The organism is Neobacillus sp. K501 (genome assembly GCF_053749995.1).
In genome coordinates this window covers 1-22,074 of sequence record NZ_JBSLYA010000012.1, presented here as the reverse complement: position 1 = coordinate 22,074, position 22,074 = coordinate 1, and the positions used below count along the sequence as shown (strand labels likewise).

Sequence of the window (22,074 nt, the reverse complement as noted above, 5' to 3'; positions counted from 1 at the left end):
TGGAGGTGAGCTAGATGGATAGTTTTCATCCGCGTCAACGAATGATTTTGAAAATACTTTATGAAAGAAAGGCTTGGATGAAGGGAAGAGAGTTGGCTATTGCACTTGGAGTGTCGGATCGGACGGTCCGGAATGATATCGCCTATATTAATTCGGTTTTACAAATGGACTTAATCCTTTCTCAAAATAAAAAAGGCTATCAACTGAGCGATTATGAAAAAGCCAAGGCGATTATGACTAGCGACGGTATTCCCGTTCTCCCTGAGGAACGCATCAATTATATTCTGAGGCATCTTCTATTTCGAAGCAGTGAACTAAATATATTTGAACTTTCCGAACTTCTGATGGTCAGTGAAGCAACGATTGAAAATGACCTGAAGGAAATTAATCGGATTAACTTGGAAAATAAGCGGGAACTCAGCATATCTAGAAAAGCAGCCTCCATCTCGCTCTTAGGAAGTGAAAAGAATAAACGGGCGCTTCTAAGCGAACTTTTATTTAGAGAAACCAACAAAAACTATTTTAATATTTCTAAATATGAAAGGTACTTTCAAAATATTAATTTGGGACTTATTCAAAAAAAACTCATGCAAGCGGTTAATAATTATCGGATTCATTTGAATGAAATGGCTGTTGTTAATTTAGTGATCCATATTGCGATTACGATCGACAGGATCAAAAACGAAAATATACTTGATATGGATGCAGATGTGGATCGGGTGCTAGGGACGAGGGAATTTAAGGTGGCTAAGGAGCTTTGCGGCCAATTAGCTGAAGAGTTTGGAGTTAGGTTCCCTGAAGGGGATATTCTCTATATTTCCTACCTTATTTTAGGGAAAAGTTTCATTAAAAATAATTATGAAGACAAACAAGAACTTGAGGGGATCATCGACCCTGACATTGCAAGGCCGACCGAGACTTTGATTATTTCAATTAACAGGGAATTTGGCATTAACTTGGAAGAGGATGACAACCTCTTTATCGGGTTATGTCTTCATATAAAAAGAATGTATGAACGGATAGAGAATAATGTCCGATTAAGAAACCCATTGCTTGATGAGCTAAAAGTAAAATACCCCTTTATCTTTGAAATCGCTGTGTTTGTTTCGAAAGAACTTTACAAAATGACGAGGATGGTCATCAGCGAGGATGAGATTGGCTTTATTGCTCTTCACTTGGGGGCGGCATTTGAGGGGTTTAATGGAAACCAGACCACTGTTAAAAGAAAAATTGCTCTTATCTGCCCAACGGGTTACACAACTAGCCGGCTGTTGATGAAAAAACTGCATTTCTTGTATAAGGAAAAGGTTGACATCCTTGGCCCGTTTTCTTTTATGGAGCTGGGCGAACTTAGGAAGCAGGAACCTGATCTAATCCTTTCAACGGTGAAGGTAGAATATGAAGAAGACGTCACAGTGATTAAGGTATCACCTTTTCTTGACCAGAGCGATATTGAAAAAATTAATCAAAACTTATTCCTCTATGAGGAGGATATGGAAAGCATTCAATTTTTGAATGATATCCGGAACTTTTTCAGAAAAGACCTTTTCTATAAAAATATTAAATTTAAGGATGAATTTGAGGCTATCAAATATATGGCCAAGCAGCTCTGCGAAAAGGGTTACACCCCAGATGAATATGTGCAGTTTGTGATTGAACGAGAGAAGATATCTTCCACTTCGTTTGGAAATCTGCTGGCGATTCCGCATCCAATTGTAATGAATGCGTATGAAAATGTAATTGCGGTGGCAATCTTACAAAAGCCTGTAATATGGGGAAAATTTAAAGTACAGTTGGTATTTATGTTCTCCTTAAGGGAAGAGGATAGAAGGAAATTAAACGATCTGTATAAGCATATTATTGAAATTGTTGAAAAACCGAATGGAGTCCAATACCTGATTAACTCTAAGGATTATGATGACTTTATCTCACGTATCTTACTCTACGATGCTAATTAAATCTCTGCTTTCGAGCAGGGATTTTTTTAGTGCTCGGAATGGGCAGATAATAGCATTTGACACACTTCTTAATCCAAAAATACTCTTCAAATGGAGGCTGAAAAGACTTAAAGCGGTTATATAAACATTGATATCTCTATTTTTGAGCCACCGTATACGGAGTATTTTAGTTAGTGGAGGTCGGGATCTACTTCTAATCGTTTAGCTTGGATGCCGGGATAAATTTTTTCCGACGTATTAGGAAAAAGTTTATTGGAGAAGGAGCCGTATCGAAAACTATAATACAACTATGGCAAGTCATAATCTATTAAGCATTAGGGAGGTGAAGCTAGTGATAGAAGTAGATAAAATTGCGTTTGAGATTATTTCAACGTCTGGAGATGCTCTGTCAACGATGATGGCTGCCCTTCAGCGTGCAAGAGAAAGGAAGTTTGCTGAGGCAGATAATCTTATGGAGAAAGCCAATACGTTTTTGTCAAAGGCTCATAATGCTCAAACTGGATTGATTGTTGAGGAAACAAGAGGGAATAAATCAGAGTACTCGATGATTATGGTTCATGCGCAAGATCATTTAATGAATTCGATCCTAGCTCAAACATTAATTAGTGAAATGCTTCATTTATACAAAAGATTAGATGAAAAGTAAGGAGGGATAAAGGGGATGTGGGGAATTATTGCGACCTGGCGGATGGCTTTAGAGGGAGTGGAAGCGGCTACCGGCATTCTTAGGAATGGCGGAAGTTCGGGTGATGCAGTTGAGACAGCGGTAGGGATGGTTGAGGATTACCCCTTTTATAAATCAGTCGGTTACGGTGGACTGCCAAATGAGAATTGCGAGGTTGAACTCGATGCCGCCTTTATGGATGGCGATACTCTTGCTATCGGGGCTGTAGCTGGAATTAAAGACTTTAAAAATCCCGTATTTATTGCAAGAAGGCTGAGCGAAGAACGCTTTAACAGCTTCCTTGTGGGAGCTGGGGCTGAGGAATTTGCACATAAAAATGGATTTGAAAGAAGCAATATGCTGACGGAGCGTGCAAGAAAGCTTTGGGAAAAACGTGTAAAAGAGATTCGTGAGAAAAACCTGAGCCCGTATGATGGCCATGATACCGTGGGGATGGTTTCTGTTGATACCAAGGGACAGATGGCATCTGCCACCTCCACAAGCGGACTATTTATGAAAAAAAGAGGTAGAGTAGGAGATTCCCCGCTGTCAGGTTCAGGCTTCTATGTTGACAGCAGCATTGGAGGAGCATCTGCAACTGGGCTCGGTGAGGATCTGATGAAAGGTTGTGTATCCTATGAAGTGGTACGGTTGATGAAGGAAGGCGTGCATCCACAGGCTGCTGCCGAGCAAGTGGTTTATCAGTTTACTAACCTTTTGACAGAGAAAAGCGGAAAGGCGGGAGCCATGTCGGTTGTTGCCATGAATAACAAAGGTGAGTGGGGGGTTGGCACCAATGTCGAGTTCTCCTTTGTCGCAGCTACTGAGAATGGAAGTCCGATGGTTTATGTGGCTTACCCAGAAGGAGAAGGTACGGTTTACGGACAGGCAACGGAGGAATGGCTTGAAGCGTATACCAAAAGGATTACAAGTCCGGTTGAGTAATGGATGAAATCCACCACTGATTTTCAGGCATGAATCCACAGGTAAGCATATTGGTGATTCGAGTTCGAGGTGGTATAACCCATCTTGGAAGCTAAGTAAATATCGGGATTTAAGTCCCGAAAAATAAAAAAGGGGGTAAGGATATGGAAAAAATTCAAAGATTTCTTGAGAACAAACTATTACCTGCAGCAACAAAGCTAGCGGGGCAACGACATCTGGCTGCGATCAGAGACGGATTTATCTCGTTTATCCCATTCTTAATTATCGGTTCAATTTTTATTATTATCCAGGATTTCCCTGTTCCAGGATGGCAGGAGCTGCAAGTTAAACTATTTGGAGAATTCTTCAATCAATTTATTATTCTTCCAAAGCGGGTAACTTATGATATCATGTCGATTTTCATAGTTGCGGCAATATCCTACAAGCTTGCGCAATCTTACAGAATTGACGCATTTTCTAGTTCGATGCTTTCAATAAGTGCATTTATCCTCTTAACACCCATTACCACGACAATCGATATCGATGGGACAATTCATACGGTTGAAAAGGTAATCACAGTTGGAGGTTGGTACGGTACAAATGGAATTATTGTTGCAATTATAACTGCAATTGTTGTAACGGAAATGTTCAATTATTTTATAAAAAAAGGAATCATCATCAAAATGCCTGATGGTGTGCCCCCAGCTGTTTCTAGGGCATTCTCCGCACTGGTACCTGGTTTTGTTATCCTTGTTATCATGTTATTGATCAGGCTTTTATTCTTACAAACACCTTACCAATATATTCATGATTTTATCTACCAAGTAGTTTCCTTGCCGATGCAGAGTTTGGTTGCCAACAATATTTTTGGTGCAATCGGAACCGTATTTGCAATTAGTCTTCTCTGGTGTTTGGGATTAAATGGCGGAACCATTGTAAATGGAATCATGAGGCCGTTTTGGGTGCCCCTTCAAGATGAAAACCTTGCAGCTATTGAGGAAGGAAAGCTGGCACCAAATATCATTACCGAGCAATTTTTCGATATGGTTTGGATTGGCGGCGCAGGTGCAACCCTTGCAGTAGTATTAGTACTTTTATTTAAAGCAAAGTCAAAACAATACAAAGAGCTTGGAAAAATGTCATTGGCACCGGGGTTATTTAATATCAATGAACCGATCATGTTTGGACTTCCAGTAGTCTTAAACCCCATCTTAATGATTCCGTTAATTCTTGGACCAATCGTAATCACTATTCTTAACTATTCCGCTATGATGCTGAATATCGTTGCTAGACCGACTGGAGTTATCATTCCATGGACAACCCCGCCTTTAGTCCAAGGTTTTCTGATTACAGGACATTGGTCAGGTGCCGTCCTACAATTAGTAGATATCATAGTTGTCATGGTTATCTGGTTCCCATTCATCGCCATGATGGATAAGAAAAAGGTCTCGGAAGAAGCAAGTGTACCTGAGATTAATAACAAGAAGCCAACAAGAAATGTGGAGGCTTGAACTTCGAAAATATAAGGCAAATGATAAGAGAGACAAGCGCTGAGGATTATCATTTTGGAACTTCAGTTAGGTCTGACAGTTCTCCTTTTAGAAACGTAAGTGAGGACTTGTTGAAAAAACTTTTTGAGCTTTTAAAAGGATAGGAGGAACGAATGATGAAAATAATTTTAGTTTGCTTTGCAGGTATGTCGACAAGTATGCTAGTCAGCAAAATGGAAAAGGTGGCAGCAGAACGAGGACTTGATACCGATATTACAGCTATGCCAGCAACAGAAATCTTTGATGAACTAGATGGCGCGGATGTTGTGCTACTTGGACCTCAGGCTCGTTATGCACTAGACAAAGTAAAAAGCGAAGCAGATCCAAAGGGAATTCCAGTTGCTGTTATCGATTCCATCCTTTATGGTACCATGAATGGTGAAGCCGTTCTGGATATGGCTCTGGAATTGGCGAAGAAATAAGAATATGAACTTTGAAGTTCCCAACAAATGGTCAGGCTTTCGAGCCTGACTATTTTTATTGCGGTGGATAGGCACTAATAGAGACACGAGCAATCCCGCTGAAGCTGCTATATAGGAACATAATAAATTTTTTAGAAAAAGCCGACTTGGTAAGCCGGCTTTTCTGAATTTTAATATTGATAGTAGCGATCTCTAAATGATGTGTCAGCAATAGTCTCCGCATGAAAACCATCATTAAAATATCTAACCACAGAAACACTGCAATTTTCATGTTGGGGATACTTATTCATTTTGGTTAATTGCATTAAGTAATTGCCGATGGTTACGCCGTGAGAAAATACGAGAATATTTCCGCCATCGTTTTTATGCTTATGAACAATTTCATCAATAACAGAGCAGGTTCTCGAAAAAAGCTGTAAGTAAGATTCTCCTTCTGGTGCGGACATATTTAAATCCTTGAGACTGAAAAGAGTCTCTAGAATATTCCCGTATTGAACGGCAATCTCTGTTGCATAAAGGGATTCGAGTACTCCAAAGTTCATCTCCTTCAGGCGAGGATCGGTCATGATCGGAATGTTTCGGTGACCAATGGCATGTTTAGCTGTATCTATTACTCTCTGACTTTCACTGGCGTAGACAGCTTCAAATTCAATTTCAGACAGTCCCATTCCGACAGACTTAGCCTGCGCAATCCCGTTATCTGTCAGCGGAGAATCACAAAACCCCTGTACTCGTTTTTGTACATTATATTGGGTCTCCCCATGTCGAACAAAATAAAGCTTAACTTCTTTTTCGGTGACCACCTAAAAACACCTCCGTTAACTATTATTCTTACATTGTAACATTTATGTAGGTTTTACTATTACTCCGGGTTCAGCCAATCGTAATGCACGTATTCAAACTCTTTCATTATTTAAGGAAGGGATGGAAAGCAAAAGACCGACTTGTGTGTAAGTCTGCTTTTCCAGATTTATTTTAGAGCTTGGTCCCTGATAGCACGGTATTAAAATTTTGAAAAAGGAGATAAAGAGATTGATGACTCCTCTGTAATGAGGAATTGGACTTGTTTTTTTACTTGGTTATCTGTTTTGTTGATATATGATTTTAGAAAGGGATAAATTAACGACATATAGTAGTAATAGAGAATACATGGTAGAGTAAATGGATTAAGTGTATACATTTTACTGAAAATTCTATTGAATTATCGTACGCCATATGCTATTTTGTTATTAAAGTGGTATTAAATACATAAAAACTTGATTAAATTTATCAAGATGGCTGGGCTGCCGCACCCAACTTTTTGTGTGTTTTTATTATTGATACCGCTTACATGTATTTAATACCTTTTTGTTCCCATGTTGATAGAGATCTAGAAAAAGGAGAATGGGGCAAATGGTGACTGAGGTTGCGAAAGTTTCACAAAATGTTGAAGTGAAAAGTACTGGTGGACTTCAGCGTAAATTAGGTTTAAGCGCTGCTATTGCAATTAGTGTAGGTACGACGATTGGTTCTGGTATTTTTTCATCCTTGGGAGAAGTTGCTGCAGCAAGTGGAACGGCTTTATTTGTTATTTTGGCCTTTTTAATTGGCGGATTAGTCAATATACCGGCTAATCTGTGCTATGCAGAATTAGCTACGGCCTATCCGGAAAATGGAGGTCAATATATTTATTTTAGGGAAGCGGGATCCCGTCCAATGGCATTTTTAACCGGATGGATTAGTTTCTGGGCCACTGATCCGCCATCCATTTCAATTATGGCCATTGCCATTACGAACTATTTAGCTTATTTTGTTGGTTTTTCACCATTAAGTATGAAATTTATTGCAGTTGCCCTTATTCTTACTTTCATGTTCATGCACCTTCGCAGTGTTGAAGGCGGGGGTAGATTCCAAACGTTTATTACAGCCTTTAAAATCATTATGTTTGCTGTATTAATTGGGGTTGGATTCTTCTACTTCAGTCCTGACATAATGAGTTCCACACCTGCAGGGCCAGAAGTTCCAGTTGGAATTTTGGCTTTGGTCGCTGGGATTTCAGCCACTACTTGGTCATTTGATGGTATGGCTTCTGTATGTTATATGACAGGGGAGATTAAAAACCCTAAGAAGACGATGCCGAGAGCCCTTATTATCAGCGGAGTCCTCATTACTGTTTTGTATGTACTGTTAAGTGTAGTGGTAACTGGTTTACTGCCGATGGATGTATTAGCAACAAGCAGTGCTCCTGTTTCTGATGCGATGGCACAAATTCCGGGAATCGGCTCTGCTGCAGGTACATTAACGGCAATCATGGCTGTTATTGTTATCATTGGCTCTCTATCAAGCTGTATTATGTTCCAACCGCGTATGCCATATGCGATGGCAAAAGACGGTTTATTCTTTAAATCCTTTGCGAAAGTACACCCAAAATGGGGGACTCCGCATATCTCGATCATTATTCAATGTGCGATTGCCATTGTTCTTGTATTCGCTTCTTCGCTTAGTGACTTATTAGGCTATTTCACCATCGTTGCATTATTGAAAAACTTCCTTACTTTTGGTACTGTCTTTGTCTTACGTCGTAAAAAGTCTGGCTACAATCCAATGTGGAAAATGCCGATGGGGTATCTCATGGCCGCGATCGCCATGGTTGTGACAGGGACTTTAATTGCCTCAACATTTATGTGGGCACCAATTCCAGGAATTATCTCTGCTGTGATCGCAGTTGGAACGGGCCTTCCTGCTTACTATTACTGGGAAAGAAAAAATAAACGGTCAGCCGTATAAAATTGAAAAAATAGACATGTGAGAAATTCTCCATGTCTATTTTTCTATCCAATGAAAGTAATCTTCAAATCCATCTTTATATTCTTCTGTTTTTCTGCTTCGTAAATAACCCCATGATTTTTTAATACCAAAAATAATGTTAGTGTGTCTTACATAAAATTTAAAAGAAAACTGCCTCCAGACCTTGTATTAGTAGGTGTTAATGAAAAAATAGAAAATTTGAATTGACGGAAATTTACAACAGGTGCTATAATCCAACTATCAACATATCAAATTGGTATTAAATACTTGTTATCATGTATATGTATTTGAGGGGTGGATGCGGCACATCTTTATAAACCCCAATGCAGTTTAGATTGGTGGAAAGTACATAAGGAAAGGCAGTTGAATGTGGTGTTAAAATTTGATGAAACAAAACAAATCGATAGCGTGAATGGAGCGCTTCAATTACGTGGTGAAATTGAGAAGATAGTAGATGCGGTTTATACGGAGGGTTTTGACAATATATTTTACATGGGAATTGGCGGTACATATGCATCAAGTATGCAGGCTGTGACCTATATTACTGGGAAATCTGCATTGCCTGTGTATGTTGAGAATGCATCAGAATACTTGACGACTGGAAACCGTAAGTTAACTAGTAAATCCATTGTCATTATTTCTTCCGTTACAGGAAGCACAGAGGAAATGGTCCGCGCTGTTTCTCAAGTGAAAGAAGTTGGGGCCCGCCTTATTGGCTTCATAGATGTAAAAGAAGCTCCACTAGCTCAAAGTGTAGATTACTTAATCTCTTATCCAGCAAATGAGCAGATCAAATTTTTTATGGCGGCTGACCGATTGATGTTTAACAACGGCGATTTCCCGCAATATGAGCAATTTTATAATGAATTGGATCAACATTTGGCTAAGGCCCTGGTCGAAGCGGAGAAATCGGCAGATTCTTTAGGAGAACAATTCGCGCAGGATCATAAAGATGATTCGATACACTATTTCATTGGAGCCGGAAATCATTGGGGTGCTGTCTACTCTTATGCAATGTGTTTCTGGGAAGAACAGCACTGGCTTCGTTCAAAATCCATTCATTCCTCCGAATTTTTCCATGGTACATTAGAAGTCATCGACCGGGATACAGCGGTTACTGTTTTTGTAGGTGAGGATGAACAACGATCATTATCGGAAAGAGTGGCCAATTTCTTACCTAGAATTTGTTCAAGATATACAATCATTGACACCAAGGATTATGAGTTGGAAGGAATTAGTCCTGAATTCAGAGGGAGAATCTCTCATTTAGTCTTACGTGCCGTCACACAGCGAATTGATGCCCATCTTGAAAAAATAAATTGCCATCCTATGGAGATCAGAAGGTATTACCGTCAGCTAGATTATTAATAAAAGTAGCAGGAACATGTAATCAAAGATAACTCTAGTAATCTTTGGTTACATGTTTTTATGAAAAAGAATTGAAAACGCTTAAATGGCCGGAAGGGATTCTTAATATTAATAAAGTATAGGAGGCACTTTATGAGATTTGCTGCCTTAGGTGACAATTGTATTGATGTTTACGAGCGGCTGGGTAAACGATATCCTACTGGAAATGTTGTGGATACTGGTGTGAATATGCAATTACTAGGGATCTCGACATCTATTATTTCCACTACCGGTAATGATCAAAATGGAGAATGGATGATTCAGTCTTTAAGAGAAGAAGGAATCGATATTAGCCATTTAAAGGTAGGGAATGGGGCCACGGCCATTACCTATATGGACATGGATGGTCTTGATCGTGTTCATGGGGACTATGACGAAGGTGTTCTCGAACAGATGGTTTTTGATGAGGAGGATATTTCCTTTGCGGCACAGCATGACTTAGTCCATACCGCCCTATGGGGAAAGGCGGAGGATGCCCTTCCAAAGTTAAAGGAGAAAGGGGCGGTAATCAGTTTCGACTATGCGGACCGATTGGAGCATCCACTAGTGTTAAAAACACTTCCCTTTGTAGATTATGGCTTTTTCTCTTATAAGAAAAAGCGAGATAGATTTATTGAATTATACCTAAAAGATAAAACAGACCGGGGAATGAAACTAGCAGTTGCGACTTTCGGAGAAGAGGGCAGTCTTGCGTTTGATGGAAAGCGCTTTTACGAAGGAAAGATTTATCCCACTAAGGTAGTCAACACAGTCGGTGCGGGAGATAGCTTTATTGCGGGTTTTCTTTACGGAATCTTAATGGGGCATTCCATCCCGGAAGCATTGGAAAAAGGTGCAAAGGTAGCTGCGGAGGTCGTCTCTGTGTTTGAACCGTGGGTGAAACGATGAACATTTCATAGTAAATGGAGGTTTAATCATGAAAATTGGTTTATTTACATCTGGTTACCAACGTAACCCGTTGGAGCATGCTTTTGAAGATGCTAAAAGGTTTGGGTATGACTACGTAGAATTATGGGGTGGCCGTCCCCATGCGTTTGCGCCTGATTTGAAAAATGGTGACATAACGATGGTCAAGAGATTGATAGACAAGTATGAAATGCCAGTTAAAGTTTATACACCCGAGCACAATGCCTATCCCTATAATTTTATGATCGGTACGGAACAGATGAGAAGGGATGCGATTGACTATTTGAAGCTAGCGATGGAGATGGGGAAGGAAATGGGGGCAGAAGCAACCTTGATGTCACCGGCCCATGCTGGCTATCTCACTTCCGAAGCGGAAATTTGGCATAGATTGATAGCGTCTATGAAGGAACTGACCGATTTTGCTGAGAAAATTAATCATAAAATTATTCTTGAAGCCCTGACTCCAATGGAATCGAATGTCTGTACAACGGCTAATGATTTGGCCAGGGTATTTAACAAAATCGAATCTGATCATTTGGTGGGAATGTGTGATATCGTACCTTCGTTTGTTCAACACGAAAGTATGATGGCGTATTTTGATAAATTGCAGGATAAGATGGGACACCTCCATATTATTGATAGTGATGGAACATCCGATACGCATATGATTCCAGGTGAAGGGATATTGCCGTTGAAAGAATACATAATGGAATTAAAACATATTGGCTACGAAGGGACTGCGACGATTGAGTTAGTCACAGCCTACTTAAATGAACCTCGCTTCTATGCTCGCCGGGCGATTAACAATCTAAAAGCGTTAATGAACTAAACCTATAAAAAGGGAAGAAAAGGGTGGTTATATATGTTTATCGATATGCACGTTCACCCGGATTTCTATCAGTCGATCAATGCTGATACGGACCGGTTGGATTTCAGGCATAGGGTGATGAATATACACAAGAACGGTACCCCGCCATTAAAGCATATTTTTAATCAAATGAAATGTGCGGGCATTGATAAGCTATGTCTATTGCCGCAAGACTATACTACGGTGGAAGGTGCAGCAACGGTAACAAATGAAGAAATAAAAAAATTGATCGATGAGGCACCTGATAGATTTATTGGTTTTGCCAGTGTAGATCCATTCGATCCGGATTCGGCAGAAAAGCTAGAGAAAGCCTTCACGGAGTTGGGGCTGTTGGGCTTAAAATTAAACCCAGGCAAACAGAAATATTATCCTACAGATGAGAGATTAGACCCGATCTATGATCTGTGTGAGAAGTATGACAAGCCGATCATTTTTCACAGTGGTTTGTCATGGGAACCTGGAACTCTGTCGAAATATTCTAGACCAATTGAATTTGAGGAACTGGCAGATAGCAGACCGAATTTGCGAATTTGTCTGGCGCACTTTGGCTGGCCGTGGGTGCAAGAGACAGCGATGTTGATGTTGAAATATCCCAATGTTTATGCTGATACAGCCATTTTATATTTTGATAATGCAAGAGAATTTTATACTCAAGTATTTACGAAAGATATTCCTGCCACATGGATCGACCGGAGCTTACGTCATCAAGTCATGTTTGGCAGCGATAATCCCCGTTTTGAGCAAATCAGAATGGCTGAGGCATTAAACCATTTGGGTTTACGGGAATCAACCTTGGAATTAATTCGGGGAAAGAATGCACTGGAATTTCTAGGCTGCTCATTGTAAGGGGGGAACAAGTGCCGTGTATATAAGCGATCTGACTATTTTTACCGAGCAATATCAACAATTTCTAGTGATTACAGAGGAAATCGAACGAATCGTTGCCGATAGCGGGGTCAAGAGCGGGGTTGTCACCGTCCAAACGAAGCACACAACAACAGGTATTACAGTGAATGAGTCGCTGGAATGCCTCGAAAGTGACATTGATGATTTTTTAAAACGTTTGGTCCCAGAAGACCATCCTTACGCTCATGCTCGGATGTTAAAGGATTATGGTTCTACCGCTGGTAATCCTACAGGTCACATCAAGTCATTACTAACAGGAAACCACTGCCATTTTCCAATTGTTGATGGACAGATTATTCGTGGAGGGGCGCAGGATGTATATTTCTGTGAATTTGATGGTCCTTCTGAAAGAACGATAATAGTCTATATTCAAGAGGGATAAGGCTTCTATCCTTAAACAGCGTTATATGCCCCTCCATTCTTTGTGATATATTTTAAGTAATGATGATAAACGGTGGAGGAGTACTAACCTTATGGACAACAATCATTTAAAACCACGCGAGGAAGTGGTTGAAAAAATAGAATATTTTATCGCGCAGAATCAATTACGTCCTCACGATAAACTACCCTCTGAACGGCAGCTATGTGAAGTGTTAGGGACAAGCAGAACAACTTTGCGCGGTGCCATCAAGAGACTCATTATTGAAGGTGTTATCTATAGTAAGCGAGGGGCAGGTACATTTGTTGCACCGCCAAAATTAGTGCGTAACTTGCAGGATATGGAATCATTGTCAAAAAGCGCGAAGGAAGCCGATAAAGTACTATCAACGAGAGTTTTGTACGCTGATATTATCGAAAGTAATAAAGAATTATCCAAACGGATGAAATTAACACTCGGAAGCAAACTTTATTGTTTACAGCGACTGAGATTAATAGATGGGATTCCGGCGATGATGGAACTTGCCTATGTTGACTATTCCTTATGCAAAGGTATTGAACAGTATGATTTCTCACAGGAGTCTCTTTATCGCATTTTGGAAGAAGTCTATAACGTGAAAATTGACCACGGCTCGGAAACATTAAGCGTTACTTATGTGAGCGAACAGGAAGGTGAACTGTTGGAGGTCGAGAATGGGACCCCTGTGTTCTATATTGCGGGTAATGTGCTGACCGAAGAGGAGAGGCCGATTGAATATTATAAGTCGATCGTAAGAGCTGATCAAATTCGTTTTTCTTCCGTTCTTAAACATGAACATTAGTCTTAGAGGAGGAAAGTGTAATGAAAATTGGGGCAGTCGGCGATAATTGTATGGATGTTTATAAACCGTCAGGAGAAGCATTTCCTGGAGGCAACCCTGTCAATGTGGCAGTGTATTGTGTCAGGCAAGGGGGAAACGCATCTTATACCGGTGTGGTTGGAAATGATGAATATGGAAAATTATTAAAAGATGCCCTTAAAGGGAAAAATATCGATGTGTCACATGTAAGGGAATTGCCGGGGCGGACCGCAATCACAGAGGTGGAAATCATTGATAACGACAGGGTCTTCGGTGAGTATGATGAAGGGGTATTAGAACAATTTGTATTGACAGATGAGGATATTGATTTTTTAGCTTCGCATGATATAGTGGTATCAGGAATTTGGGGGAAAATAGAAAAAAGCCTCGGTACGATAAAAAGTAAAGGCGTCCCGATTGCTTTTGACTTTGCCACTAAACTGGATGATCCGCTTGTGGAAGAAATTATCCCTCATATTGATTACGCTTTCTTTTCCTACGATGAAGGGGAAGACGAATTTATTAAGGATTATATGAAAAAACTGCAGGCTAAGGGTCCCCGATTGATTGTTGTGACGATGGGGGAAAAAGGAAGCATAGTGTACGATGGAGCTTCTTTCTACCATTATGGAATCGTTCCGTGTGAGGTTGTTGATACAATGGGTGCTGGGGATAGTTATATTGCGGCCTTTATTTGTGGAATCCTCCAGGAAAAATCGATTGAAGAATGTATGGAAATGGGAGCGAAAAATAGCAGTCTTACCATTCAATATCAAGGTGCGTGGTGATGATTGTAGTCCTAAGTATTGATATTATCTGCGTATCGTTATGAATTATTGCGGAAAGTGAGTGAAACCGGCCTTGTCTAATATAGATTATCAATCTCCGATGTATTTGCAGCTGCGGGAGATTATCAGAACCAAGATTGAAGATGGTGAATTCCCGCCTGGAACAGCGATCCCCACGGAGCACGAACTGGCAAAAACCTATGGGATTAATAGATTAACAGTTCGAAATGGTATTGCCGCTCTTGTAAATGAGGGGTTGCTTAAAAGAATACAAGGGAAAGGTGTATATGTTCTCGGGGAGAAAAGAGAGCAGGACTTGGAAACTCTCGAAGGTTTCTCACAAATGGTCAAGAAGAAGAATGCGAATCCTTCCTTTCACATATTGGCAAAGTCTTTGCGATCGGCTGGGCATAAATATGGAAAGATTTTCAACATCGATCCGGAAGACCAGATCTTCTATATTAAACGTGTCAATTATATCGATAATGAGCCATACTCACTTGAGGAAATCTATATACCGCAATATGTGGTTCCTGAACTAGAGGATATTGATTTAAAAGTGTTCTCCATTTATGAGGTCTATGATTTTTATAATATTGAGATCTCATATTCTCAGCAGAGCCTTGATCTAACGCAATTGGATCAATCGGATGCCCGCTTCTTGGATATTGACTCTAACACTCCCTTGTTATTATTTACGAACATAAGCTTCAACAAAGCAGAAGCGGTTATTGAATATTCCAGGAGCTGCACCCGACCGGATAAGGCGAAATATAAGGTGCATTTTAGGAATGAGAAAGGTGCCATTGATTGAGCTGGTGAATCTCTATCAATAAAATAAAGGTCGGCAGGTAATCCTGCCGACCTTTATTTTATTGTCTGTAAAAAACGTCATTACTTGCTATTATAAGGATAATATTATCAGAACTAGATCCCCGTTAAATCCCCCATTGGCTAACAAAAGAAGCCTGTCATCTAGTTTCTATCAATTTTTTTGTAATAACTTTATTAGGAAAGCGGTTTCTGAAATATTGGTTAAATATAGAAATAGTGGTTGTATTTTTATAAAGTTAGATTTATAATCACTATTGAAAGCGGTTTCCGTACTTAATCTATAAAACTTATAAACATTTTTTAGAAACCGGTTTCTAAAAAGTAATGCTATAAACATATTGAAAAAACTGAGGGAGGTAGGTAGGCAAGGATAAGAATTGGAATTTTACTGATATATATTTTAGAACGTCTGAAAAAAACATAATAATAGGGGGTATTTCTGTTGAAACGTTTGAAAAAACTGGCTGCAATCGGATTATCAACGGCTCTTGCATTCTCATTAGCAGCATGTAGTGGAAATGATAAGGCTTCTTCTGACGAGAAAAGTGGAGATAAGACTACTTTGACTTTCTGGACATTTGGGGCTACTGGATATGAAGATTTAGCGAAAGAATATGAAAAACAAAACCCGGATGTCAAAATAAAAGTGAGATCGGCTGAAACAGCAGAGCATCACGATGCTTTATTTACCGCTTTATCAGCTGGCAGCGGGGCGCCAGATATCACGATGTTGGAAATTGACCAACTTGACCGTTTTAAAGCGGCATCAGACCGTTTCGAAAACTTATATGATCTTGGTGCGAAGGATATTGAGGATCAGTACCTTGATTGGAAATGGAAAACAGGCGAGAACGAAAAAGGGGATTTCCTAATTGGCTTGCCAACAGATATTGGCCCGAAAGCATTATACTATCGAACCGATGTATTTGAGGCAGCAGGCTTGCCGACAGATCCAGAAGAAGTGGCAGCATTGATCAATTCACCAACTGCATTTGAAGAGGCAGGACTTCAAGTAAAAGAAAAAACAGGAAAACCATTTGTGGATAGTATCGAAATGGCATTCAGAGCCTACCTAGATGGAGCACAAGAGACATTCCTCAACTCAAAAGGCGAGTTGTTAATAGAAAAGAATGGAAACGCTGTTAAAGAAGCCTATGATTATGCCGTGAAGTTAAATGAATTAGGCATTGTTGGTAAATTCGAAATGTGGTCACCGGAGTGGGCAAATGCTGTGAATAAAGGGGAATTTGCTGCTGAATTAGGTGCTGGTTGGTTAAAAGGATGGATGGAAGGAAACGCAACAGAAGCAGCGGGTAAATGGAAAGTGGCGACATTACCAACAGATTTCGCAGCAAACTGGGGCGGATCATTCATTTCGATCCCAAGTGAAACGAAAAATGCAAAGGAAGCTTATAAATTTGCATCATGGTTAGTATCTCCAGATAATCAATTGAAATCCTTCCAGGAGAAGGGACTTTTCCCATCTGCACAATCTGTCTATGAAATGGATGCCTTTAAAAATAATGAAGATGAGTTCTTTGGCGGTCAAGCAACTGCACCAATATTTGCTAAAGCGGCACAAGATATCGATGGAGCTGTATTTAAGGGAGAAAAATACTTCCCGGTTTATTCTGAAGTATTGAATGCCTTGAAGAACGTTCAAAATAAAGGGGCAGATCCTGAAAAAGAATGGAAAGATGCTGTTAAGCGTGCAGAAGATTTATTAAAACGATAGTCACTAGATTACTAGATAAATGGAAGGCGAAGTCGGCGTACCCAGCAAAAGGTGCGCCCGCTTCCGTCTCCCGATGGAAACGAGGTGTAGACGTGGATCCGGTAAAAGCGAATACCGTTGTGAATAAGGTAAAGGTAGGAAAGAAGAAGTACAGGTCTGAAGCAAAAAAAGATATGATTTCAGGCTATTTATACATAGCCCCTTTCTTTATTATTTTTGCGATTATTGGCCTGTATCCATTATTATTTAGTATTTATTTAGGGTTTCAAAAATGGAATGGACTAAGTCCAATGACGTTTGTGGGATTGGAAAACTTTAAAATGGTCCTAACAGACCCGCTTTTCTGGAAGTCGGTCTATAATACGATTATCATGGGAATAATGGGCACTGCCCCGCAATTAGTGTTCGGAATTATCTTTGCCTATTTATTAAATCTTGCCTTTCTTAAATTCAAAAACTTCTTCAGAGTGACCATTTTTATGCCATATATTACATCTATGGTAGCGGTTGCCCTCATTTTCAGTGTATTGTTTAGTGACCATGAATCTTCCTTGGTCAACTATGTATTAAGTCTAGCCGGACTAGATCCAGTGCATTGGGGAAGTTCAGAATGGGGAACGAAGATTGCAATTTCCATCATGGTCTTCTGGCGTTGGGTCGGTTACAACACGATCATTTACCTCGCCGGAATTCAAAGTATCCCAAATGATTTATATGAAGCCGCAACCATCGATGGCGCAAACCGATTTCAACAGCTTAGGTATATTACGATGCCAATGCTGAAGCCATTTATTGTGCTAACAGTCTTTACTTCTACGGTTGGGGCAATGCAGTTATTTTCTGAGCCAACTGTATTTCTAGGGACGAATGCCTTTACAAGAGATGAAGCGATGACGATCGTGATGTACTTGTATCGTGATGCCTTTAAATTACAATCCTTTGGTACTGCATCAGCGACTGCCATCATTTTATTAGTCTTGATTTCAGCGTTTGCAGCCATTAATTTATTCTTAACATCCGGCAAGGGAAGAAAAAGGAGGGAGAGTCAATGAAAAACCTAGAAAAGGCAAGAAAGTTTTCTGTTGGCAGAATCCTTGTTTATGTATTTCTATCTCTCGCCGCATTATTATCGTTGTTTCCGTTTTATTGGATGTTTGTCATGGCCACTCGGCCTAGCTCGGCCTATAACTCGATTCCTCCTACGATTACGCCAGGGAATTTGCTGGTGGATAACTTTAAAAAGGTATTAGATCAAATTGATTTCTTCCAATCGATGTGGAATTCATTTGTGATTTGCGCCGTTGTGACACTGGTCGTTTTATTCATCAGTTCATTAGCCGGTTTTGCCTTTGCAAAGTTTTCCTTCAAGGGAAAAAATATTTTCTTTGCAGCGATTCTGTTAACGATGATTATTCCGCCGCAATTAGGCTTAATTCCGCAGTATTTCCTGATCTCGAAGGCAGGCTTACTAGATACCTTACCGGGTGTCATGGTTTTGTTCTTTTTAAATCCTTTGGGCATCTTTCTCATGAGGCAATACATCAGTGAAGCGGTTCCGGATGAGCTCATTGAAGCAGCGAAATTAGACGGCTGTTCGAACTTTCGCATTTATCGCAGTATCGTCCTTCCGATCATTCTTCCTGCCTTTGCCACGCTAGGGATTATTGTTTTCACCGCTGTATGGGGCGAATTCCTATGGCAATTTACCGTGCTCCGGGATCCGGAAAATTATACGATTCAGGTGGCATTAGCGCAATTAAGTAATACACGAAATGTGGACTTCGGGATGATTATGTCAGGTGTATTCTGGGCAACGGTTCCGCTATTAGTTGTTTTCTTATTCTTTAACCGATTATTCATTTCAAGTATTACAGAAGGATCTGTGAAGTAAGTATTCCTGCCAAATATATTGTTATCTATTAAAACTCCTAGTAATCTAAAAATGAGAAACTATAATATTGGAACTTAGAGGGATTAAGATGAATTTAACCATAAAAGATATTGCACAATTGGCAGGTGTTTCACAAGGGACTGTATCAAAGGTCATAAATAACTATGAAGGAATCAGTGAAAAAACAAAGAAAAAGGTTATGGATGTTATTAACCAAAATGGTTATGAGCCAAACTTTTCTGCCAGGTCCTTGGCAACGAAAAAGTCCAATTTAATCGGGTTAATTTATGCAGGGAAAATTAATGTGGATATGACCCATCCTTATTTCAATGAGGTTATTTCTTCTTTTAAAAAAAATATAGGTTTACTGGGCTACGATATCTTAATGTTTTCAAATGAGCGTTTTTATTCGGATAATGGCAGTTATTTAGCACGATGCCGACATTTTAATGTGGATGGCTGCTTGATCATTGCTGGGGAGGAAGTGGAGGAATCTACCTACGATTTAGCTTTAGCAGGTATGCCTTGCATCGGAATTGATATTGAGTTAAAAGGACCAAAGGCAAGTTATATCATGACGGATAATGTGGATTTGTCGAGAAAAGTGGTGGAGTATTTATATCTTCATTCCATCAAAAAAATCGGTTATATTGGCGGTAAATTTGATTCTGCTGTTTCTACTTTTCGCAAACAAGGCTACCTTGAAGCGATGAATCAATTCGGTCTTGAGATTCGCGATGACTGGATAGGGTACGGTGATTTCCACGAAGAAAGCGGATATGCGGCGATGAAGCAAATACTCCAATGTAAAGAACTGCCTGAGGCAATCTTTGCGACCTCGGATTTGATGGCACTTGGGGCATTGAAAGCCATCAAGGAGGCAGGCTTAAATTGTCCAGAAGACATCCGAATCATCGGCTGTGATGATATTGCCGCTTGCCGCTACAGCAACCCAAAATTGACAACGGTGAAACAGGATAAAGAGAAATTTGGGAAATTATCCGCCTATATGCTCGATGATTTAATCAATAACCGATCACAATTAAAACCGGTCTTTATTGACTCCGAATTAATTGTCAGAGAATCATGAGGAACCAGGGGGACGGTTCTGGTGGTTCAGTTGTGTGCCAGAAGAACCCGTCCCCAATGCAAGGAGGTGAAAGGGTGAATTACTACGCAGTACTTGATGTTGGAGGCTCTGCCATTAAATATGCGGTTATGGATGAAGCGGGTTGTTTTCATGAAAAATCTTCCGTTCCCACTCCCAAAAAGAGTCTCACTGAATTTATGGATAAGGTCGACTCCATTGTGAAGGAGTTTCAAAAGGACTATCTCATTAAAGGTTTGGCTGTTAGTATGCCGGGTGCAGTGAATGTTGACACCGGCTTCATTGAGGGAATTTCGGCACTCCCCTATATTCATGGACCCAATATGAAGGAATTGCTTCTGGAAAGGACGCAGTTACCGGTTGAATTTGAAAATGATGCGAATTGTGCTGGTCTGGCTGAAGGCTGGATTGGTGCGGCAAAGGATGTAAATGACTATCTCTGTATTGTAATTGGCACTGGTATTGGCGGTGCCGTGGTTTTGGATAAAAAGGTCCGCCATGGAAAAAATGGTTTTGCTGGAGAATTTGGCTATATGATCATGGAGGATTCTTTGGAGCGGCGGCCAGCGGAAACGTGGAGCTCTGTCGCAGCTGTGGGCGGCTTGATTAAGCAGGTTGCAAAGCGAAAGGATTTAGCCCCCGATGATCTAAGTGGTAAGATTATCTTTGATCTTGCTGAAAATGGGGACACAGACGTTCAGGATGAGATTGAAAAGTTTATGCATCGGCTAGCCATTGGCATCTATAATTTGCAATTCATTATCGATCCGGAGAAGATTTTGATTGGCGGGGCCATCAGTAATCGGCCAGGATTTATCGAAAAGATTAATGAGACACTGCAGCAAATGAAATATGACCAGGATGGATTAACGGTAACGGTGGAAAAATGCCAATTTGGTAATGATTCGAATTTAATCGGTGCCTTGTATCATTTTTTGCAGCGGCAGACGGATGGAGCATTGATTTAATGTTAGAAAATAGGTCTCACGAACAAAGTAACAGTACCCCCTCATTTTGAGGGAGAGGTGCTGTTTTTTTGTGGGTGAAGCCATTGTGTGGATAGGGGAGGTATTGTTGGCACGTAAAATGGTTATTTTCTTTTGGCACGTAAAATGGTTAAGTGGCACATAAATTGAAAAAATGGAACGTAAATGAATGAAAGCGGCACATAGGGGGCGATAGGGGCTGAAATGGTAATTATATGGAACATGATGGGATGGCCAGGGTCTTCGGGAATGGAAATTATTAGGATGCGGATAGCGTTGGTTTGGGGCGATTGGAGGTACTGGTACGTAAATGGATGATTTTGGCACGTAAAATAGAAAAGTGGCACATAAATTGAAAAAAAGGGAACGTTCGTCTTCAAACCTAATAAAAAAGGAGACCTCAATAAATTTCAAAATCTCCTTTATTGTAGATTAATAATTCAATTCCTTCAAAACATTATTCCTCTCAAAATCTCTCATTATTTCAGGTGCCAATAATAATTTCAATTGGTCTTTTGTTGCCCATTGATATTCAATATGTTCCTCTGAAAGAGCAACGGTATTATTATCAGTTCTACATAAGTATGTAAGTATTACAACTTGCCTTGTGGGATTAGTTTTAAAAGTGGTTGCATATAAAATTTTCTCGACGGTAACATTTAAACCAACCTCTTCTTCAATTTCCCGTACTAATGCCGATTCTAAATCTTCTCCGAACTCTATTTTGCCCCCTACGCATTCCCAAGTTCCACCACCAACTTCATCATCATCTGCGCGTTTTACAATTAATACCCTATCTTTATTTAAAATTACACCTTTAACTGCAACAACAATATTATTAGCCTTTTCCATTCTTAGCACCTTTTCTATCAAAATAATTCCACCTCTATATTATATATGAAATGGGATTAATCCTTAATCTGCTTACTATAAATAGTGTAGGTAAAAGTGGTTTCATAGAACCTAAAATTTGAGTGAAGCAGGTAAAAAGTGGTTCTATAGAGGTTTCATAGAACCTAAAATTTGAGTGAAGCAGGTAAAAAGTGGTTCTATAGAGGTTTCATAGAACCTAAAATTTGAGTGAAGCAGGTAAAAAGTGGTTCTATAGAGGTTTCATAGAACC

General features: G+C 39.9%; 21 protein-coding genes. 19 read left to right on the top strand and 2 right to left on the bottom strand.

The features are described from left to right. Positions 1-14: 14 nt before the first annotated feature. The 5 genes from ACWM35_RS21735 (at position 15) to ACWM35_RS21715 (ending at position 5,518) form a co-directional block, all read left to right on the top strand. Positions 15-1,958, top strand: a complete 1,944-nt coding sequence (locus tag ACWM35_RS21735) for a BglG family transcription antiterminator (protein WP_454820994.1) — start codon at positions 15-17, stop codon at positions 1,956-1,958. A 331-nt stretch (positions 1,959-2,289) separates the two neighbouring features. Continuing rightward, positions 2,290-2,604, top strand: coding sequence for a PTS lactose/cellobiose transporter subunit IIA (locus tag ACWM35_RS21730; RefSeq protein ID WP_454820993.1), 315 nt, complete (start codon positions 2,290-2,292; stop codon positions 2,602-2,604). A gap of 15 nt (positions 2,605-2,619) precedes the next feature. After that, positions 2,620-3,567, top strand: coding sequence for a N(4)-(beta-N-acetylglucosaminyl)-L-asparaginase (locus tag ACWM35_RS21725; RefSeq protein ID WP_454820992.1), 948 nt, complete (start codon positions 2,620-2,622; stop codon positions 3,565-3,567). A 143-nt stretch (positions 3,568-3,710) separates the two neighbouring features. After that, entirely contained in the window at positions 3,711-5,057 is a 1,347-nt protein-coding gene (locus ACWM35_RS21720; RefSeq protein WP_454820991.1) for a PTS sugar transporter subunit IIC, read from the top strand. 152 nt (positions 5,058-5,209) lie between these two features. Further along, entirely contained in the window at positions 5,210-5,518 is a 309-nt protein-coding gene (locus tag ACWM35_RS21715; RefSeq protein WP_454820990.1) for a PTS sugar transporter subunit IIB, read from the top strand. Between the two features lie 170 nt (positions 5,519-5,688). Here ACWM35_RS21715 and ACWM35_RS21710 read toward each other — a convergent pair whose 3' ends face one another. Next, complete coding sequence (locus tag ACWM35_RS21710; RefSeq protein ID WP_454820989.1) at positions 5,689-6,321, bottom strand: histidine phosphatase family protein; 633 nt, start codon at positions 6,319-6,321, stop codon at positions 5,689-5,691. A 589-nt stretch (positions 6,322-6,910) separates the two neighbouring features. Here ACWM35_RS21710 and ACWM35_RS21705 point away from each other — a divergent pair. From ACWM35_RS21705 to ACWM35_RS21640, 14 genes are all read left to right on the top strand, one after another. Continuing rightward, entirely contained in the window at positions 6,911-8,284 is a 1,374-nt protein-coding gene (locus ACWM35_RS21705) for an amino acid permease (protein ID WP_454820988.1), read from the top strand. Between the two features lie 393 nt (positions 8,285-8,677). Next, complete coding sequence (locus ACWM35_RS21700; protein WP_454821063.1) at positions 8,678-9,673, top strand: SIS domain-containing protein; 996 nt, start codon at positions 8,678-8,680, stop codon at positions 9,671-9,673. Between the two features lie 132 nt (positions 9,674-9,805). Beyond that, positions 9,806-10,600, top strand: coding sequence for a fructoselysine 6-kinase (gene frlD / locus ACWM35_RS21695; RefSeq protein WP_454820987.1), 795 nt, complete (start codon positions 9,806-9,808; stop codon positions 10,598-10,600). Positions 10,601-10,628: 28 nt separating this feature from the next. Beyond that, complete coding sequence (gene frlC / locus ACWM35_RS21690) at positions 10,629-11,447, top strand: fructoselysine 3-epimerase (RefSeq protein WP_454820986.1); 819 nt, start codon at positions 10,629-10,631, stop codon at positions 11,445-11,447. A 33-nt stretch (positions 11,448-11,480) separates the two neighbouring features. Next, positions 11,481-12,332 carry an amidohydrolase family protein gene (locus tag ACWM35_RS21685; protein WP_454820985.1) on the top strand — a complete coding sequence of 284 codons (852 nt, stop codon included), beginning with the start codon at positions 11,481-11,483 and terminating at the stop codon, positions 12,330-12,332. Positions 12,333-12,348: 16 nt separating this feature from the next. After that, positions 12,349-12,774 (top strand): secondary thiamine-phosphate synthase enzyme YjbQ, encoded by a 426-nt coding sequence (locus ACWM35_RS21680; RefSeq protein WP_454820984.1) that lies wholly within the window; start codon positions 12,349-12,351, stop codon positions 12,772-12,774. 91 nt (positions 12,775-12,865) lie between these two features. After that, positions 12,866-13,591, top strand: a complete 726-nt coding sequence (locus tag ACWM35_RS21675) for a GntR family transcriptional regulator (RefSeq protein ID WP_454820983.1) — start codon at positions 12,866-12,868, stop codon at positions 13,589-13,591. Positions 13,592-13,611: 20 nt separating this feature from the next. After that, positions 13,612-14,397: a fructoselysine 6-kinase gene (gene frlD / locus ACWM35_RS21670; RefSeq protein WP_454820982.1), complete on the top strand. Its 786-nt coding sequence runs from the start codon at positions 13,612-13,614 to the stop codon at positions 14,395-14,397. Between the two features lie 73 nt (positions 14,398-14,470). Beyond that, a complete protein-coding gene (locus tag ACWM35_RS21665) occupies positions 14,471-15,211 on the top strand; it encodes a GntR family transcriptional regulator (RefSeq protein WP_454820981.1) in 741 nt (246 codons plus the stop codon). Between the two features lie 462 nt (positions 15,212-15,673). Further along, positions 15,674-16,966, top strand: coding sequence for an ABC transporter substrate-binding protein (locus ACWM35_RS21660; RefSeq protein ID WP_454820980.1), 1,293 nt, complete (start codon positions 15,674-15,676; stop codon positions 16,964-16,966). Positions 16,967-17,139: 173 nt separating this feature from the next. After that, on the top strand, positions 17,140-18,018 hold the full coding sequence (locus tag ACWM35_RS21655; RefSeq protein WP_454821061.1) for a carbohydrate ABC transporter permease: 879 nt from the start codon (positions 17,140-17,142) through the stop codon (positions 18,016-18,018). After that, complete coding sequence (locus ACWM35_RS21650; protein WP_454820979.1) at positions 18,015-18,857, top strand: carbohydrate ABC transporter permease; 843 nt, start codon at positions 18,015-18,017, stop codon at positions 18,855-18,857. Before ACWM35_RS21655 ends, ACWM35_RS21650 begins: the two co-directional genes overlap by 4 nt. Positions 18,858-18,924: 67 nt before the next feature. Next, a complete protein-coding gene (locus tag ACWM35_RS21645; RefSeq protein WP_454820978.1) occupies positions 18,925-19,947 on the top strand; it encodes a LacI family DNA-binding transcriptional regulator in 1,023 nt (340 codons plus the stop codon). 74 nt (positions 19,948-20,021) lie between these two features. Beyond that, positions 20,022-20,933, top strand: coding sequence for an ROK family protein (locus ACWM35_RS21640; RefSeq protein WP_454820977.1), 912 nt, complete (start codon positions 20,022-20,024; stop codon positions 20,931-20,933). A 450-nt stretch (positions 20,934-21,383) separates the two neighbouring features. On the opposite strand, the gene ACWM35_RS21635 is transcribed toward ACWM35_RS21640, so the two are convergent. Then, positions 21,384-21,803 (bottom strand): NUDIX hydrolase, encoded by a 420-nt coding sequence (locus tag ACWM35_RS21635; RefSeq protein WP_454821060.1) that lies wholly within the window; start codon positions 21,801-21,803, stop codon positions 21,384-21,386. Positions 21,804-22,074: the final 271 nt, after the last annotated feature.

What these genes read in the sequence shown, in the direction of transcription:
- ACWM35_RS21735 (WP_454820994.1), top strand. Translation starts at nt 15, where the DNA reads ATGGATAGTTTTCATCCGCGTCAACGAATGATTTTGAAAATACTTTAT.
- ACWM35_RS21725 (WP_454820992.1), top strand. Translation starts at nt 2,620, where the DNA reads ATGTGGGGAATTATTGCGACCTGGCGGATGGCTTTAGAGGGAGTGGAA.
- ACWM35_RS21720 (WP_454820991.1), top strand. Translation starts at nt 3,711, where the DNA reads ATGGAAAAAATTCAAAGATTTCTTGAGAACAAACTATTACCTGCAGCA.
- ACWM35_RS21715 (WP_454820990.1), top strand. Translation starts at nt 5,210, where the DNA reads ATGATGAAAATAATTTTAGTTTGCTTTGCAGGTATGTCGACAAGTATG.
- ACWM35_RS21705 (WP_454820988.1), top strand. Translation starts at nt 6,911, where the DNA reads ATGGTGACTGAGGTTGCGAAAGTTTCACAAAATGTTGAAGTGAAAAGT.
- frlD (WP_454820987.1), top strand. Translation starts at nt 9,806, where the DNA reads ATGAGATTTGCTGCCTTAGGTGACAATTGTATTGATGTTTACGAGCGG.
- frlC (WP_454820986.1), top strand. Translation starts at nt 10,629, where the DNA reads ATGAAAATTGGTTTATTTACATCTGGTTACCAACGTAACCCGTTGGAG.
- ACWM35_RS21685 (WP_454820985.1), top strand. Translation starts at nt 11,481, where the DNA reads ATGTTTATCGATATGCACGTTCACCCGGATTTCTATCAGTCGATCAAT.
- ACWM35_RS21675 (WP_454820983.1), top strand. Translation starts at nt 12,866, where the DNA reads ATGGACAACAATCATTTAAAACCACGCGAGGAAGTGGTTGAAAAAATA.
- frlD (WP_454820982.1), top strand. Translation starts at nt 13,612, where the DNA reads ATGAAAATTGGGGCAGTCGGCGATAATTGTATGGATGTTTATAAACCG.
- ACWM35_RS21655 (WP_454821061.1), top strand. Translation starts at nt 17,140, where the DNA reads ATGATTTCAGGCTATTTATACATAGCCCCTTTCTTTATTATTTTTGCG.
- ACWM35_RS21650 (WP_454820979.1), top strand. Translation starts at nt 18,015, where the DNA reads ATGAAAAACCTAGAAAAGGCAAGAAAGTTTTCTGTTGGCAGAATCCTT.
- ACWM35_RS21635 (WP_454821060.1), bottom strand. Translation starts at nt 21,803, where the DNA reads ATGGAAAAGGCTAATAATATTGTTGTTGCAGTTAAAGGTGTAATTTTA.